Raw genomic sequence first — 15,658 nt, 5'->3', positions numbered from 1 at the left:
CAACCGACGCTCATCAGCTTTCTTTGCTTCGTAGCGCATCGCAAACGGCGGATTCGTCAGCGCCACATCAAACATCGTGCCGTCGGTGGCGAGCGCCTTCTTCAACTCGGCGAAGTCGCGTTGCGCCTCGCCGACGACGTTTGGCTCGGCCGAGAACTCCTTGTCGAGCGAATCGGCCCGATAGATGCGGCTCCCGCCGTCTTGGTGGAGGTACATATTGATCCGCGCGACCCGCGCGATCGTCTCGTTGGCCTCGATTCCCCAAAGATGCTCCATGCGGGTCTCCGCAAGCAGTTTCGTTCGCTCCACGCCGGCAAGACTCACGTTGCTCGTCAGCGCATCCGTCAGGCGCGCGAGCGCCTCGATGAGAAATCCGCCCGTCCCACAGCACGCGTCCAACACGCGCGGAATGTGCTTGCCGGATACGGACAGGCTCGCCATGTCGACCATAAACTTGACGACGGTGCGGGGCGTGAAGTACTGCCCGAGTGATCTTCCGCGGATGACTGCCGTCAGGAATGTTTCGAACATCCGGCCGTTCAGATCTTCGTCAATGGCATGGAGATTCAAATGCTCAAGCAGCCGCACGACCTCCTTAATTGTGCTTGGTTTGAGGTTGATCTCTTCAGCCGGATCAAACATCCGTTTCTTCGTCCCGGCGGCGATCTCGGCTTCCAACATGTCTCGAAGGTGCCGAAAATGCACGGAGTTGAACGGGTCCGGGTTGGCCGATTCAAGCGACTCGATCCAGTGGACACTAACCTCCACGTCGCTTGGCGAGAGCGGACCAGACGCGGCCTTCTTGGCGAGGTCGCGGTCTTTGCGCAACTTCACGAAGAGTATCTTGGCGAACTCGTAGAACGCCTCGGCCGGGGGACATTTTTCTCGTCGCCAGATGAGGTTATGGCACGCCTCGAAGATCGCGAGAAGCGTCGGAACGGGGGGTTTGTGAAACTCGAAGAACGCGGCCGGCGCGGCCTTCGCCGCCGACGCGGCGAGGGTACTTCGGCTGAGCGTCGCTTGAAAAGCCGAAAAACTCGAGTTACCGTCGACGAAATCTGCAAAGGCCATCCGGAAGACGTCCGCGTCACTATCAAAGAGACGAACAACGGTCGTCGATCCGTTGCTGCCGAGGCAATACTGGTCGGGTTTTGGTGCCGCCACGCCACGTCGGAGAATGGCCGCGTAGAGTTGGGCGTCCCCAAGTCCTTCGTCGGCGGTTTCGTTGGGATGCTTCGCGTCGATGACCAGCACGGGTTGCCGGTGCTTCTTGTCCGCGTAGCAGATGAAGTCTGGCCGATACGGGCGCGGTTTGCTGCCTTTGCCGATATTCTTCTGCGGAATGGTCGCCTTGGTTTTGATGTAGTCGGCCGAGTACCCCAATTCCTCAAGAAGCGGCCGCAGAAAGGATTGCTCAACATCGCTTTCGTTGTGGAGCACGCTGAGCGAACAGAACTTGGATTGGTTGACCTTCTTGGTGGGCTTCGGCATGTTAGTCTGGCACCGCGACGCCGAGAATGTTCGCGGCGGTCACGCGGACCTCGTATGCGCGATCTGCGAGAAGTTCGCGAGCCTTGAGTCGCGCCCGGCGAGGATCAACGGCGGCGAGACCCTTTAGGGCTGCGCTTCTGACGTGATGTATGCGCGAGGTAAGAGCCGACTCCAGCGCCTCGGCTGCCCGCGGCCCTTTGGCGGTCAGGTCCGCCGCCAACTTGTCGCACTTGGGCCAATGCGCCTTTCGCAAGGCGTCCGCTTCCTCGTGGTATCGCATCGCGGGATCGGCCTCCTCGGGAGCGTGGAGTCGCAGTTCCCACTTCGCGAAGACTGGGAAGGTTACCTTCCCGGTCCGAGATTCGGTCAATACGTGACGGTCCGTTGGAGAGGTAAGGGTAACTCCGAGGTGTGAAACCAAGGGCACGTTCCATGTCGGTCTGCCGCTACGCCTACGCCGGATCGTCCGGTCCCGGCATCGGCCGCACGTCGAACTCTAGCACCTCTTCCGGCGTGAACGGCTCGGCCCGCGTGACGGCCTGCCACGCGACTTCGAACGCGCTGGCGGCAGTGTCGGCCTCCACCGTCATGGTCACGCTACTGGTATCGTAGCCGTCGCCGCCGCACGTCACGGCGTGGTACGGGGCCAAGTCGCCGAGCATCAAGTCTTCCATCCGGTCAAACGACAGCGCGTGGGCGAACTCGAAGTGGACCTGCCATTCCGTCATGGAGACCCCTCCCGGTGCCTCCCGGCGCGTGGCCGGGAGGCGGAAGTAAGTCTCCGAACGTGAGCGGCATGGTGCCGAGTCGCTTCGTTGACGGTGTGTGGTATCCTGTGAAGCGAAACAAGGGGGAGCGGGAAGACCGGCGGGCCACGCCCGCGTTGCCACGGGCACCCGGTCGGCTCCGAGTGGGGTCGGTGTCGACCGTATCCAAGTCCGTCGTTCCATGCGGCCCGGTTCCCCCTGTGTGGAGCGGCCTCGGGGAGAGAAATGGTGCGGCCATGCGGATAGTTCTCTCCCCGAGGGAGGAACGGCGGCGGACGTGGTAAGATGCGGATGTACGTGCTGAACATCCGGACTTCTCCTCCGGTTGTTCGGCTGGGCCGGGCGGTTCGCGCCGCCCGGCTCGCACTTTCCGAAACAAAAATGGCCCGCAAGTCGTCGCGCCACCGGCAACGGACACCGGATGGCCGGTCACGCGACGACCGGCGGGCCTTCCTCCAGGCCCCGAACTATTGCCTGGATTTTGCCAGATCGTTCGGGGAAAGACTACCAGAAAACGGTTACTGAGTCAACGATATTACTGCCCTCACTTGGCTCGCGCCCCAGCAGCCGCAGTCAGTTCGAGACGACCAGTGTAGCGGCTAAGATTAGTGCCACAACGATCCGCCCTTCCCTTCGTATGCGAGGCTAGAATCATATCGCAGGAACGTTAGGAAGGGCCTTTTCGACCAATTCCCAGAGCACTTCATGAGGCAATTGTCCCGTCACTCGGGCGCGGTCCCGACAATAATTCAAACTGCGTTCGGAAACACCCATCCTGCGCAGCAGGGTAAGCGACGCTTCGAACTTCGCGCGGTTCCACACACCCGCCGGAGACATGTCTCGTCGTTCTCGGCCCGACCCGACGCTGGACATGGACAAGCACACCTCCTGCTAACCCCCCATTGTCGATCGTGCCCAGTACGGCGGGTTTTAGACTGCTTGATCGAGCGCAATTTTGCATCGAGCACCGCTGCTCTCGTCGGCAAGTCTACGGTGAGTCCGCCCTGCAAGCTATACGTGCATTTACCTGCTCTTGGTGGCCGTCGGCCGAGGTATTCGTATGCCGGTTGCCCTCGCCCTGATTATTCTAGAGAGTCTGGATCTCGGCGCGGTGGGCGTCGGCCAGCGCGTTGAGCCGCGCCGTGGACGGCGGCCAGGCCCGTCCGCCGATCCGTCTCATTTACTCGCGGCGGACTTCGTTGAAGCCGAGCATCCAGGCGATGTCCTCAAAGGCCTGCCAGATGATCTCATCCGTCTGCAGTTGCCGGCTGACCTCCCGGATGTCGCCGACCTCGCCGAGTTCGGCCAGATCACCCTCCATGCGCGCGAGCCGCCTGCGCAGATCGAGCAGGCGCTGATCGATCGTCTCATCCGGCAGGGCCGTCCGCAGCCTCTCCAGCGCCTCCCGCTCGACGCGCCGCGCCATCCGGTCCATCTCGACCGGCTCGAGCCGCGAGTAGACCACGATGCCCCGGCGCTCTTCGAGGGCTTCGCTGAACAACGTCTGCAGCGACTTGATGACCTGCTCGCTCATGCCGTCGATCCCTCCACCGCGAGGGCCGGCGCGACCGCGGCGTAGAACACCAGCGCCCGCAGCGCGGCCAGCGTCACGTCCATATGGTACGCCTCGCCGTCCTCGGAGAGCCACGTCCCGTCCGGACGGGCCTGCGCGCACAGGCGGTCGAGGCCGCGCGCCACGACGGGGGTGGCACGCGGCAGCCCCGCGGCCCCCAGGCTGCCGAGCATCCCCGCGAGCGCCCCGGACGTCCACCGCTCGTTGGGCACCGAGGCCAGCGACTCCAGGGCCCGGACGGCCGGGCCGGCGGCGGACCCGTCCAGCAGGCAGGACGCCGCGGCGAGCAGCCAAGTCGCCTCGCGGAAGCCGAGCACGCGCCCGTCCGGCGCCTGGCGGGCGGCGACGTAGGCGACGGCGCGCCGCACCGCGTCGTCCCGATGGCCGGCCCGCGCCAGCCAAAACGCCACCACCGCGGTCGCGCGGCAACGGACGCGGGGATCGCCCGGCAGGAGCCGCGGCGGGGGTGAATACCGCAGCAGCCCCGGCGGCTCGTCCCAGGCCCCGTCGGGCCGCTGCGCCGACAGCAGGAACGTGCACGCCCGGTCGGCGTACGCGCTCTCTTCGAGTCCGAGATCCCAGAGCCACTCCAGCGTCGTCGTCGTGGCGTCGATCGTCGACAGCCGCCCGGGCACCATCCCGTGCGGCACCCCGCCGTCTTCATTCTGGCGCGTCTCGAGCGCCCGCACGATCTTGGCGTCCGGCCGCGGCCGGCCCAGGATGCCGCGGAGCCGGGCCCGCTCCATCTCGTTCCCGTTCTGATCGAGCCCGGCGATGGTCCGCCGCCAATCGAGCGGCGGCGCGGAGGTGCTTACTTGAGCCATCGGCCCATCGATGCGACGTCCGCGCCGGCGCGCCGCAGCGCCTCCCGGGCCGCGCGCACGAGCCGCGGAGCCCCGGGGGTGTCGCCGTGAAAGCAGATCGTGTCCGGCGTCATGCGGATTTCCGTGCCGTCGATCGCCTCGACGACGCCGTCGGTCACCATGCGCACGACGCGGCGCGCCACCGCCTCGGGATCGGTAATCAGCGCCTGCGGCTGCGACCGGCCGACCAGCCGGCCGGCGGGAGTATACCCGCGGTCGGCGAACGCTTCGCGCGCCACCCGCAGGCCTGCGTCGCGCCCCACGCGTTCCATCACCGTGCCGTGCAACACGACGAGGATCAGGTCCGGGTCGACGCTCCGGACGGCCTCGGCGATCGCGCGGGATTGGACCTCGTCGTCCGCGGCCATATTGTAGAGCGCGCCGTGCCCCTTGACGTGCTGAAGCCCGGTCCCCTGGGCGCGCGCGAATGCCGAGAGCGCCCCGATTTGGTAGACGATCGTGGTGCGCAACTCCGCCGGCGAGAGCCGCATGTCGCGGCGGCCGAAGCCGACCAGATCCGGAAACCCCGGGTGCGCGCCGATCCCGACGCCGTGCTCGCGCGCCAGACGCACGGTCCGCTCCATCACGAGGGGATCGCCGCCGTGCACGCCGCAGGCGACGTTCGCGGAGGTGATCTCCGGCATCAACGCCGCATCGTCGCCGATGGTATACGCGCCGAAGCTCTCGCCGAGGTCGCTGTTGAGATCGATCGTGCGGGCCACGATGTGCTGATACGGTCCGGCGGAGGACAAGCCCTGCCTCAAGGAGCCGATTTGCACCGGCCCGAACCTCAGTCGCATGAGCGCACCCATCGGATTTCTCGGCATCGGAGCCATGGGCCGGCCCATGGCCGCCAACCTGCTGCGCCGCGGGTTTCCCGTGACGGTCACCGTCCACCGTGACGCGGAACCCGCGCAGGCCCTCCAGGCCGAAGGCGCCCGGATCGCGGCGTCCCGCGCCGACCTGATCGCGGCCGCCTCCATCATCATCGCGTGCCTGCCGACCTCGACGGAAGTCGAAGAGGCCGTGCTCGGCCCGGGGGGCGTCCTCGAGACGGCGGCCCGGGGCGCCGTGTTCGTGGACATGGGCACGAGCCGTCCGGCGTCGACCCGGATGCTGGCGGAGCGGCTCGCGGCGCGCGGGCTGGCCATGGTCGATGCGCCCATTACCGGCGGGGTCCGCGGCGCGCGGGAGGCCACGCTCACGATCTACGCCGGCGGAGACGCGGCGGCGGTCGGCCGGGTGCGGCCCGCGCTCGAGACGATGGGCCGCACCGTGTTCCACATGGGCCCGACCGGCGCCGGCCACGTGACCAAGCTTCTCAATCAGATGCTGTCCCAGGGCTCGATGGCCCTGCTCGCGGAGGTGCTGCCGCTCGGCGTGCGGCTCGGACTCGACGCGGCGCAGATGATCGAGGCTCTCGGCGCCGGCTCCGGCGCCACGTTTGCGATCCCGGGGCGCGGCGCGCGCATTCTCCAGAACGATTTCGCGCCGTCCTTCCGGCTGGATCTCGCGCACAAGGATCTCCGCCTCGCCCGGGAGATCGCCGAGGACGTCCACCTCGCCCAGCCGATGACCTCCGGGGCGCTGCTCACCTTCGCGCTCGCGCGCGGCCTCGGGCTGGACGCGGAAGACAGCACCGCGCTCGTGAAGGTCTGGGAACGCTGGCTCGGCGTCGAAGTCCGCGCGGACCGGTAGGCGCAACCGCCGGGCGCGTTTGCGGCCCGACGCCCTTAGACGAGGAGGCGCACCATGCCGCACGCAACCGCAAACGGCGTCCGTCTCTACTACGAGGTCACGGGACGGGGCACGCCGCTGGTGTTCGTGCACGAATTCGCCGGCGACTGCCGGAGTTGGGACGGGCAAGTCGCCGCTTTTGCCCGCCGGTACCAGGTCGTCACGTACAACGCGCGTGGCTATCCGCCGTCCGACGTCCCGGAGACCGTCGATGCGTACTCGCAGGATACCGCCGTGGAGGACCTGCGCGCGGTGCTTCAGCACGTGGGCGCCGGGCCGGCGCACGTCTGCGGGCTGTCCATGGGCGGGTACGCCACGCTGCACTTCGGGCTGCGGTACCCCGACCTGGCGCGCTCGCTTGTGGTCGCCGGCTGCGGGTACGGCTCCGGCGATCCGGAGACGTTCCGCCGGGAGGCGGACACGCTCAGCGCACGCATCGAGCGCGACGGCATGGCGGCCGTGGCCCCGATGTACGCCGACGGCCCGGCGCGGGTGCAGTTCCAGCGGAAGGACGCACGCGGCTGGCGGGCGTTCGCCGACGCGCTGGCGCGGCATTCGTCCACCGGGAGCGCGCTCACCCTGCGCGGCGTGCAGGGAGGGCGGCCCACGGTGTACTCGCTGGCGGATCAGCTGACGCGTCTTGCGGTGCCGGCGCTCGTCATGACCGGCGACGAGGACGAGCCGTGTCTCGAACCGGGACTGTTCATCAAGCGGCACGTCAAGACGGCCGGTCTCTTCGTTCTGCCGAACACAGGCCACACCATCAACTTGGAGGAACCGGCGGCGTTCAACGCCGCCGTGCTCGAGTTTGTGTCGCTGGTAGACTCCGGGGGATGGCCGTCGCGCGACCCGCGCTCGGTGGGCCGGTCGGCGATGGCGCCGGACGAGGGGCGCTGAGCCTCAATCCCCGGCGCCGAGGTACCGGCCGAACCACATCCCCGCGAGGCGCACTACTTCGTCGAGCGTTCCCGGCTCTTCGAAGAGGTGCGAGGCGCCGGGCACAATGGCCAGCGCGCGCACGCCCGCGAGGCGCCCCAGCGCCGCTTCGTTGAGGCGCAGCACCGGCTCGTCCCGCGCACCGACGATCAGCAGCGTCGGCGCGCGGAGACGCTCCAGCACCGCGGGCCCGGAGAGGTCTATCCGTCCGCCCCGGGATACGACCGCGCCGACGATCGCGGGATGCGCGGCGGCGGCGATCGCAGCCGCCGCGGCGCCCGTGCTCGCCCCGAACACGCCGATCGACCCCGGCGGCGCCTCCGGCCGCGCGGCCAGCCACTCTACGATGCCGCTGAGACGCCGGGCCAGCAATCCGATGTCGAAGCGCAACTCGGCCGTCCGCTCGTCCTCGGCTTCCTCGTCGCGCGTGAGCAGATCGATCAACAGCGTGCCGATGCCGAGGTCTTGGAGCGCGGCGGCCACGCGGCGGTTGCGGGGACTAAAGCGGCTGCTGCCGCTGCCGTGCGCGAACAGCACCACGCCGAGCGCCTCCGCGGGAACAGTAAGGTCGCCGTCGAGCAGCACGCCGGCAGCCGGGACGCGGATCTCGCTCATGCCCGTCCTCCAAGGTAGGCCCGCCGCACTTCCGGATGCCCCAGGATCTCTTCCCCGCTGCCCTCGAAACGCACGCGTCCCTGCTCCAGCACGTACGCGCGGTCGCTGTTGCGCAGCGCGGTGCGGGCGTTCTGCTCGACGATCAGCACGGCGACGCCCCGCCGGTGGAATTCGCGCACTTTCGCGTACACGAAGTCGGTCGCCGCGACGGACAGCCCGATCGTCGGCTCGTCGAGCAGCACGAGCCGGGGGTTGACGAGGAGCACGCGGGCGATCTCAAGCATCCGCCGCTCACCGCCGCTCAATGTTGCGGCGCGGGCGCGCCGCCGCGCCGCGAGCGCCGGAAATTCCTCGAGCAGGCGTTCCACGTCGCGGCGCACCTGCCGGTCGGAACGCACGTACGCGCCAAGGTGAAGATTGTCTTCGACGGTCAGATGCGGCAGGGCGCTGGGGCCCTGCGGTACGTAGGCGATGCCGCGGCGCAGGATCTCCGGCGGACGATGGCCGAGGAGCGAGGCGCCCTCGAAAAGCACGTCGCCGCGCACCGGCCGGAGGTAGCCAAACACCGTTTTGAGCAGCGTGGACTTGCCGGCGCCGTTCGGTCCGATCACGCACACCGTCTCGGCAGGCCGGACACTAAGCGACACGCCCCGCAGGACTTCCTGCTGACCGTAGCCGCCGTGCACGTCGACGACGGCGAGCAGCCCCGCGAAGCCGGGGTCAGCGTCCATAGTAGAGGCGGAGGACCTCCTCGTTGCGCTGGATCGCGTCAGGCGGGCCTTCCGTGACCACGCGCCCCTCGGCCAGGAAATACAGCCGGTCGGCGAGTTCCATGACGACGTCCATGTTGTGCTCGATGATCAGGAACGTCACGCCCTCGGCGTTCTGCGCCCGAATGTGGTCCTTGATGCGCTCGATCACCGTGAGATTCACGCCGGCGACGGGCTCGTCCAGCAGTACGAGACGCGGCCGGCGCATCAGCGCCATCGCGAGCGACAGCAGCTTTTGCTGGCCGTACGACAGGGCCGAGGCCGGTACCCCGCGGTGCCCGGCGAGCCCCACGAAGCGCAGCAACTCCGCGCCGCGGACGTCCGCGGCCGGCGGGCTCGGCGTGAGCGACGCGAGAAGCGACTCGCCGCGGTGCTCCTGGCCGACGAGCAGATTTTCCGTCACGGTCAGCGCCGGAAACACGCGCATGAGTTGAAATGTGCGCGCGAGGCCCTGCTGCGCGATCCAGGCCGGTGCGCGTCCGCTGATCGCCGTCGGCCGTTCGCCCCCGGGCCTGCGGCGCGAGCCAAAGCCGCCCAGACGGGGGCCGCGTCCATCGGGGGAACCGTCGCCGCCGCGCAACATGACGCGGCCGCCCGATGGGGCGAGAAATCCGGTGACGCAGTCGAACAGCGTCGACTTGCCGGCGCCGTTCGGGCCCAGAATACCGACGATCTCGCCGCGCTTCACGTCGAGCGTCACGCCGCGCAATGCCTGCACGCCGCCGAAATGCATCGCGAGATCCCGCACTTCGAGGACGGCAGGGCCGGGATCGTGCGGCGCCGCCGGCCGGCCGGACCCGCCGTCCGCCTGCGGCTCGATGTGCGGCACGCCGGCGCCCGCGCGACGCAAGTGTGCAAGCAGGCCGACGAGGCCGCGCGGTTCGTAGACGGCGACGATCATGATCGCCAGCCCGTACACGACATAATCGTATCCGCGGCCAAGGCCGCCGAGGGAGCCGCCGGCGTACTGCGACAAGAGCGTCAGAAAACCGGCGCCCAGCACAGGACCGATGACGGTGCCGCGCCCGCCGAGCAGCGCCATCACGGCGAAGAGGACCGAGCGGGACGAATCGAGGACCGTTGACGGATCGATGTAGAGGACGTACTGCGCGAACACGGAGCCCGCGAGCGCGGTGAGGCCCGCGCTCAGGCCGATCGCGAGCAGCTTGTACCGGCGCGTCGGCACGCCCAGGGCCTGCGCGGCGCCCTCATCCTGATCGACGGCCCGGAGATACAGGCCGAGCCGCGTCCGGTCGATCAGCCACGCGAGCGCGCACGCGAGTGCGAGCAGCGCGAGCGCCAGCTCGTAGTACGGCGGCTTCGTCCGCCACATCATCGCGTCCGTCCGGCCGATCAGCCGCACGGGGAGGTACAGGCCGACGGCGCCGCCGGCGAGCGGCCAGTTGAGGACCACGATCCGGACCAGTTCCGCGAGCGCGAGCGTCCCCAGCGCAAAATAGTGGCGGCGGAGGCGGAAGGTCGGGTATCCGACGATCAACGCGACGGCCGCGGCGACCGCGGCCCCGATCCACATGCCGGCCCACGGACTCACCGCCGCCGACGCCAGCAGCAGTGTGCTCGTGTAGGCGCCGGCGCCGAAGAACACCGCGTGGCCGAACGACAATTGGCCGCCGTAGCCGCCGAGCAGATTCCAGGCCTGCGCGGCCGTACCGTAGATGCAGGCCAGAATGAGGCCGTTCATGAGATAGGCGTTGTGCACGACGAGCGGCACGCAGGCCGCCGCGATCCAGAGGACGAGCACGGACGGGCTCACGGCGTCTCGCGGCCGAGCAGGCCCGTCGGGCGGACGAACAGGACCAGCAGAAACACCGCAAACACAAACACGAGTTTGAACGTCGGCGAGAGCAGGGTCCCCGCGATGCCCTCGATCAGACCGATGGCGACGCCGCCGACCAGCGGCCCCAGCAGGCTGCCGAATCCGCCGAGCACGACGCTCGCGAACGCGATCAGCACGAACGCGTCGGCGACGGTCGGGCTCGCCTGATAGAACGGCAGGAGAAACACGCCCGCCACCGCGGCGCTGGCGACGCTGAGGCCCCAGGCGAGCGCGTACATGCGCTCGACCTCGATCCCCAGGGCCAGCGCCGCCACCGGATTCTGCGCGGTGGCCTGGAGCGCCTTGCCGGTCTTGGTGCCCTGCAGCCACGCGTGGAGAAGCGCGTACGTCACGAGCGCCGCGAGCGCGGCCGCGACCTTCTCCCCGCCCACCGGCACGCCCGCGATCACGACGGTACCGGACGCGGCGGGCCACGCGATCCCGCGGTAGTTCGGTCCGAACACGGCGAACGCGAGGTACCGCAGGAAGAACAGCAGTCCGAACGTCGTGAAGATCTGCGTGACGGGCGGGGCCTGCACGACGCGGCGGATCAGCACCCGGTACGTCGCGACGCCGGCGACGAAGGCGAGGGGCACGATCACCACGAGACCGCCCGGCGGCGTGAGGCCGAACCACCGGTTCGCGAAGAACATCGCGTACATCGCGAGCATCATGTACTCGGCGTGGGCGAAATTGATGACGTCCATCACGCCCCAGATCAGTCCGAGGCCGAGCGACACCAGGGCGTAGACGAGCCCCATCACGAGCCCGCCGACCGCGGCGGCGAGGAAGAGGTCCACGCGCCCGCTCAACGGACGGCCCGGCGCGTAGCGCGCCGGGCCGCCGACGGTCCACTACCGATCGTCGCGCTTAGCGCTTGTCCCAAGCGGGCGCCGGCCACACGACCGCCGTCTCCGCGAGATCGAACGGCCAGACGACCTTGTACGCCCCATCGAGGAGTTGGACCATCACGCCGCTCGCCTGTTCGTTCTGCCCGTTCTTGTCGTACTTGACGCCCCACGGCATGATGGTGGCGCTGGCCGGCACGTTCGTGGTCAGCAGACCCTGGAGGACCTGGGTGGGCGACGTGCCGCCGCCGCGGTTGATCGCGTCCGCGAGCGCCAGGAACCCCGTGAAGCTGCGTGCGTTGGTCTCATCCATGTTTTCGTTGTACCGGCCGCGATACAGGTCGTTGACCTTCCGCACGAGCGCCTTGCGCGCGCCGAGGCCGAGCGCCCATGCCGCGCGGCTGATGATATAGTAGCCGTCCTTGCCTGTCTGCTTCACGTAGTCGGGCTGCACGTAGCCCGAGTCCTGCGCCACGATCGCCGGCGGCATGTAGCGCATCGTCTTGAGCGTCCGGATCGCCGTCACCGCATCGATGAGGTAATTGTTGGCGATCAGTACGTCTGGCGCGGCCGAGCGGACGCGCGCCAACTCCGCGTCGAGGGAGGCGGGCGGCGACGTGTACATCTCGCGGGCCACCAATTGGTAGCCTTGCTGCCGCGCCATCTCTTCTTCGACCTTGGCGGCGGTCGCTCCGAACTCCGTGTTCTCGGACAGGATGGCGACCTTGCCGATCTTCCGGCCGCGCTTTTTCAGATCGGCAAACGTCTGGTAAAACATCGACGTGAACGTCCGGTCGTGCGGACCGGTGCGGAAGAACCACTTGAACCCCCGTTCCGTCAGCGTCGGCGACGACGACTCCGGGTTGAGGAAGGGGATGCCGCGCGTTTCGGCGGCGATGCTCGCGGTCTGCGTGAACGCGCTCGCGTAGCACCCCATGAGCGCGACGACCTTCTCCTGGTCGATCAGCCGCTCGGCTTCCGCGCGCGCGGTCGCCGGGTCCTTCGCGTCCGCCCACACGAGCCGGATCTTGCGGCCGCCGAGTTTCGGAAGACCCGCCCCCGCGGCGAGCGTCAGCGGCGCGAGTTCGGGATGCGGCGTGTTGACGATCTCCGCGGCAAGCTCGACCGCCTTCCGCGTGTCGGCGCCGACGAGCGCGAGCGAGCCGGTGAGCGGATACAGCGCGCCGATCGCGATCTCACCGCCCTGGGCCGACGCCGGCGACGCGCGCCAGCCGCCCGCCGCAAAGACCGCCGCGCCGGACGCCACTTTCAGCCACTCGCGCCGCGTCAATCCGAACCGCGCCATGTACCCACCCCCAATGAGTTGCGCCGGGCAGCACGCGTCGAAGAGCAGCTGTGTTGCTATCCCGCGGCCAGGTCCTCGTCCAGGAGATCGGTCAGGAACATGTGTCCGGGCGCGTGGGTGATCATGAACCCGACGCCCGCCTCGATCGCTACCGCCTGCGGCGTCACGCCGCACGCCCAAAAGACGGGCACTTCGCCCGGCTCCATGACCGGCGGTTCACCGTAGTCGGGACGGCCGAGATCGCCGATCCCAATGGCCGCCGGATCGCCGATGTGCACCGGCGCCCCGTGAGCGCGAGGATACCGCCCGGTGATGAGCACCGCCCGCGGCACGTGTGCCGCGGGCAGCGGCCGCATGCTGACCACCATCGGACCGTGCAGGGCGCCGGCCGCGCGGCACGGGATGGACGTGATATACATCGGCACGTTGCGTCCGCACTCGATGTGGCGAAGGGGAATGCCCCCGCGCTGCAGCGCGCTCTCGAACGTAAACGAGCAGCCGAGCAGAAACGCGACCAGATCGTCGCGCCAGTACGGCGTGATGTCGGTCTCCTCGACCGCCGGCCGGCCCCGGCGGTACACGCGGTACTTGGGGACGTCGGTGCGGAGATCCGCGCCCGGCGCCGCGATCTTCGGCTCCGGGCTCCCCGGATCGGTGACGTCGAGCAGTGGACACGGCTTAGGATTGCGCTGGCAAAAGACGAGGAAGTCGTACGCGGAGGCGTGGGGCAGGACGACGAGGTTGGCCTGCGCGTACCCAGGCACGAGCCCGGCCGTCAGTGACTGCCACTCGCCGCGCCGGATCCGGGCGCGCAGTTCCGCCGGCCGGGTCCCTTGCAGTGCTTCGACCCGTGTGCTCATTGGGCACGCATTCCGCGACGTTCCCGCGCGGTCCTGCCGGTACCGCGCGGCGCTACGCCTGTGACCGCCGCGCGCGGCGGACGAGCGGTTCCACGAACGGATTGCTGCGCTTCTCCTCGCCGATGGTGGTCTCGGGACCGTGGCCCGGATAGCAGACCGTCTCGTCGGGCAGCGGCAGCAGCACCCGCACGATCGAGGCGAACAACGCCTCCTGGTCCGCCCCCGGGAGGTCCGTGCGTCCCACACTCCCCGCGAAGAGCGTGTCGCCCGTGAATACCAGCCCGTCGCCGAGGAGGCAGACGCCGCCGGGGCTGTGGCCGGGCGTGTGGCGGACCGTGAGCCGCAGGCTCCCCGCCCGGACGAGGTCGCCCTCGGCGAGCCACCGGTCCGGCACGGGGGACGGCGGCAGATCGATCCCGAAGAGCGCGCGCGCCCGCGCGGGCCCCGTTTCGAGCACCGGCCGTTCGGCCTCGTGGATCCAGAACGGCACGTGCGCGGCCCGCCGCACCGCGTCCACCGCCTGTACGTGATCGAAGTGGCCGTGCGTGTTGACGATCGCGACGGGATGCGCGTCCAGACGCCGGAGCGCGGCCAGGATGCGATCGGCTTCGTCGCCCGGGTCGATCACGAAGACGTCGCGGGTCGCGTCGTCTCCGAAGATGTAGCAGTTCGCAGAGACCGGGCCGACGGGGAAGCTCTCGAGAATCATCGCGGGTCCCCGCCGGCCCGATCGTTAGGCGTTGCTCGTCACGCGGGCGCGCCGACCTTGGCCGTGCTCAGCGCCTTGATGATCTCGCGGCAGAACGCCGGCAGGTCCGGCGGCGTCCGGGACGAGATGAGATTGCCGTCGACGACGACTTCCTTGTCAACGTAGTGGGCGCCGGCGTTGATGACGTCGTCCTTGATCGCGCTCACGCAGGTCATGGTCCTGCCCTTCACGATCCCGGCCGAGATCGGCACCCAGCCGGCGTGGCAGATCGACGCGACGATCTTCCCGGCCTGGAACGCCTCGCGGACGAGCCGCAGCATCGGCTGATGGCGCCGCATATAGTCGGGCGCGTAGCCGCCGGGAACGATGACGGCGTCGAAGTCGGATGATTTCGCGTCGTCCATGGAAATGTCGGCCTTGGCCGGGAACCCTTCCTTGCTCTTGTACGCCTCGCCGGCCTTCGGGCCGACGATCGTCACGGTCGCCCCCGCCTCGCGCAGGCGCATAACCGGGTACCACAACTCGAGATTCTCGTAATGGTTCTCGGCGAGGACGGCGACGCGTTTACCGCTGAGCTCCATGCAGCACCTCCGGGGTTGAAGATCGTGGAGATTATCCCGGTCTTAGTATAGGAAGCGTGACGCATGACGGTCAACGGACGGCGGCGGTACTGTGGCGCGCCGTGGTCCGTCCCGCCCCGCTGCGCGCCCCGCGTGACGCGCCGTGACGCGCTCCGGGTGATGGGGCGGTGCGCGGGGAGGGTCCGTACGAATTGCCACTCTGCGCCATGGCTTGAGAAATATGACGAATTCGTTCGCTAAGTCAACGATGCGCGCGGTGCGCGCGCGGTGCGTGCGCGGCTGTTTATTCTTCATATTCGCAATAGCCGCAGCACGGTGGGACGTGCGAATCCGGAGTAGCCTTACTTAGCGTGCACATTTGCCTTATTTTCAAGGGCTGGCGCGTGTAGGCGTAGACCGGGTCGAGCAAGATCGAAGTGTCAGTCGTGCGCCACGTTCGGTGTGTCCCGTCTCGGAGATCCCGCACCGGCGCGTCCGATCCCCCGATTCTCGCTGTGTAACAGAAAACCGCGTTCGCCAAACATTGTGAAGACGGCCCCTCTCCGTGCCCTCGAGCTCGGCCGGAGCCCAAGGGCGCGCCCAGGCCGCGGGGTTCCGAGGCGCCCCCGGGCCCGCTGCCACACGGCCCGGCGCGGTCCCGACACCGGCCTTATTAGCGGGGTTTCGCGACCTCGGCGGACCGGGCCGGTATCTCCCCTACCCCTCGGCGACGCGGAGAGGCTGGTTCAGCCTTCGCACGGTACTGGGATTCCGTTCGTCTCGATG

Annotated in this window: 16 protein-coding genes; 3 read left to right on the top strand and 13 right to left on the bottom strand. The window is 68.7% G+C overall.

The window, feature by feature from the left end; all coding sequences use genetic code 11:
- Positions 1-1,491, bottom strand: a 1,491-nt coding sequence (locus VGZ23_09595; protein ID HEV2357847.1) for an N-6 DNA methylase, incomplete at its 3' end; no start/stop codon positions are given.
- A gap of 452 nt (positions 1,492-1,943) precedes the next feature.
- Entirely contained in the window at positions 1,944-2,219 is a 276-nt protein-coding gene (locus tag VGZ23_09590) for a hypothetical protein (GenBank protein ID HEV2357846.1), read from the bottom strand.
- A gap of 324 nt (positions 2,220-2,543) precedes the next feature.
- Between VGZ23_09590 and VGZ23_09585 the strand changes: the two genes are divergently transcribed.
- The gene (locus VGZ23_09585; protein ID HEV2357845.1) at positions 2,544-2,783 is read left to right on the top strand and encodes a hypothetical protein; all 240 of its coding nucleotides are present in this window, start codon (positions 2,544-2,546) and stop codon (positions 2,781-2,783) included.
- 655 nt (positions 2,784-3,438) lie between these two features.
- Here the strand turns inward: VGZ23_09585 and VGZ23_09580 are convergent.
- From VGZ23_09580 to VGZ23_09570, 3 genes are read right to left on the bottom strand one after another with little or no spacing between them, the layout of a single operon-like run.
- Complete coding sequence (locus VGZ23_09580; protein HEV2357844.1) at positions 3,439-3,792, bottom strand: hypothetical protein; 354 nt, start codon at positions 3,790-3,792, stop codon at positions 3,439-3,441.
- On the bottom strand, positions 3,789-4,655 hold the full coding sequence (locus VGZ23_09575; protein HEV2357843.1) for a prenyltransferase/squalene oxidase repeat-containing protein: 867 nt from the start codon (positions 4,653-4,655) through the stop codon (positions 3,789-3,791). Before VGZ23_09575 ends, VGZ23_09580 begins: the two co-directional genes overlap by 4 nt.
- Positions 4,643-5,494, bottom strand: a complete 852-nt coding sequence (locus VGZ23_09570) for a 5-oxoprolinase subunit PxpA (protein ID HEV2357842.1) — start codon at positions 5,492-5,494, stop codon at positions 4,643-4,645. Before VGZ23_09570 ends, VGZ23_09575 begins: the two co-directional genes overlap by 13 nt.
- Here VGZ23_09570 and VGZ23_09565 point away from each other — a divergent pair.
- The gene (locus VGZ23_09565; protein HEV2357841.1) at positions 5,493-6,392 is read left to right on the top strand and encodes an NAD(P)-dependent oxidoreductase; all 900 of its coding nucleotides are present in this window, start codon (positions 5,493-5,495) and stop codon (positions 6,390-6,392) included. The genes VGZ23_09570 and VGZ23_09565 overlap by 2 nt on opposite strands.
- Before the next feature lie 54 nt (positions 6,393-6,446).
- Positions 6,447-7,328 (top strand): alpha/beta fold hydrolase, encoded by an 882-nt coding sequence (locus VGZ23_09560; protein HEV2357840.1) that lies wholly within the window; start codon positions 6,447-6,449, stop codon positions 7,326-7,328.
- A 3-nt stretch (positions 7,329-7,331) separates the two neighbouring features.
- Here VGZ23_09560 and VGZ23_09555 read toward each other — a convergent pair whose 3' ends face one another.
- The 8 genes from VGZ23_09555 to VGZ23_09520 form a co-directional block, all read right to left on the bottom strand.
- Entirely contained in the window at positions 7,332-7,982 is a 651-nt protein-coding gene (locus VGZ23_09555) for a dienelactone hydrolase family protein (GenBank protein HEV2357839.1), read from the bottom strand.
- Positions 7,979-8,713, bottom strand: a complete 735-nt coding sequence (locus VGZ23_09550; GenBank protein ID HEV2357838.1) for an ATP-binding cassette domain-containing protein — start codon at positions 8,711-8,713, stop codon at positions 7,979-7,981. Before VGZ23_09550 ends, VGZ23_09555 begins: the two co-directional genes overlap by 4 nt.
- Positions 8,703-10,526, bottom strand: a complete 1,824-nt coding sequence (locus VGZ23_09545) for a branched-chain amino acid ABC transporter ATP-binding protein/permease (GenBank protein ID HEV2357837.1) — start codon at positions 10,524-10,526, stop codon at positions 8,703-8,705. Before VGZ23_09545 ends, VGZ23_09550 begins: the two co-directional genes overlap by 11 nt.
- Complete coding sequence (locus tag VGZ23_09540; GenBank protein ID HEV2357836.1) at positions 10,523-11,389, bottom strand: branched-chain amino acid ABC transporter permease; 867 nt, start codon at positions 11,387-11,389, stop codon at positions 10,523-10,525. The genes VGZ23_09545 and VGZ23_09540 overlap by 4 nt, the downstream gene beginning before the upstream one ends.
- Before the next feature lie 70 nt (positions 11,390-11,459).
- A complete protein-coding gene (locus VGZ23_09535) occupies positions 11,460-12,743 on the bottom strand; it encodes an ABC transporter substrate-binding protein (protein HEV2357835.1) in 1,284 nt (427 codons plus the stop codon).
- 56 nt (positions 12,744-12,799) lie between these two features.
- Complete coding sequence (locus VGZ23_09530) at positions 12,800-13,603, bottom strand: putative hydro-lyase (GenBank protein HEV2357834.1); 804 nt, start codon at positions 13,601-13,603, stop codon at positions 12,800-12,802.
- Positions 13,604-13,655: 52 nt separating this feature from the next.
- Positions 13,656-14,312, bottom strand: coding sequence for an MBL fold metallo-hydrolase (locus tag VGZ23_09525; GenBank protein ID HEV2357833.1), 657 nt, complete (start codon positions 14,310-14,312; stop codon positions 13,656-13,658).
- A 38-nt stretch (positions 14,313-14,350) separates the two neighbouring features.
- Positions 14,351-14,893, bottom strand: a complete 543-nt coding sequence (locus VGZ23_09520) for a type 1 glutamine amidotransferase domain-containing protein (GenBank protein ID HEV2357832.1) — start codon at positions 14,891-14,893, stop codon at positions 14,351-14,353.
- Between the last annotated feature and the right edge of the window lie 765 nt (positions 14,894-15,658).

It is taken from the genome of bacterium, assembly GCA_035945995.1.
Taxonomy (GTDB): Bacteria; Sysuimicrobiota; Sysuimicrobiia; order Sysuimicrobiales; family Segetimicrobiaceae; genus DASSJF01.
This window is presented reverse-complemented; position numbering and strand designations above follow the sequence as displayed.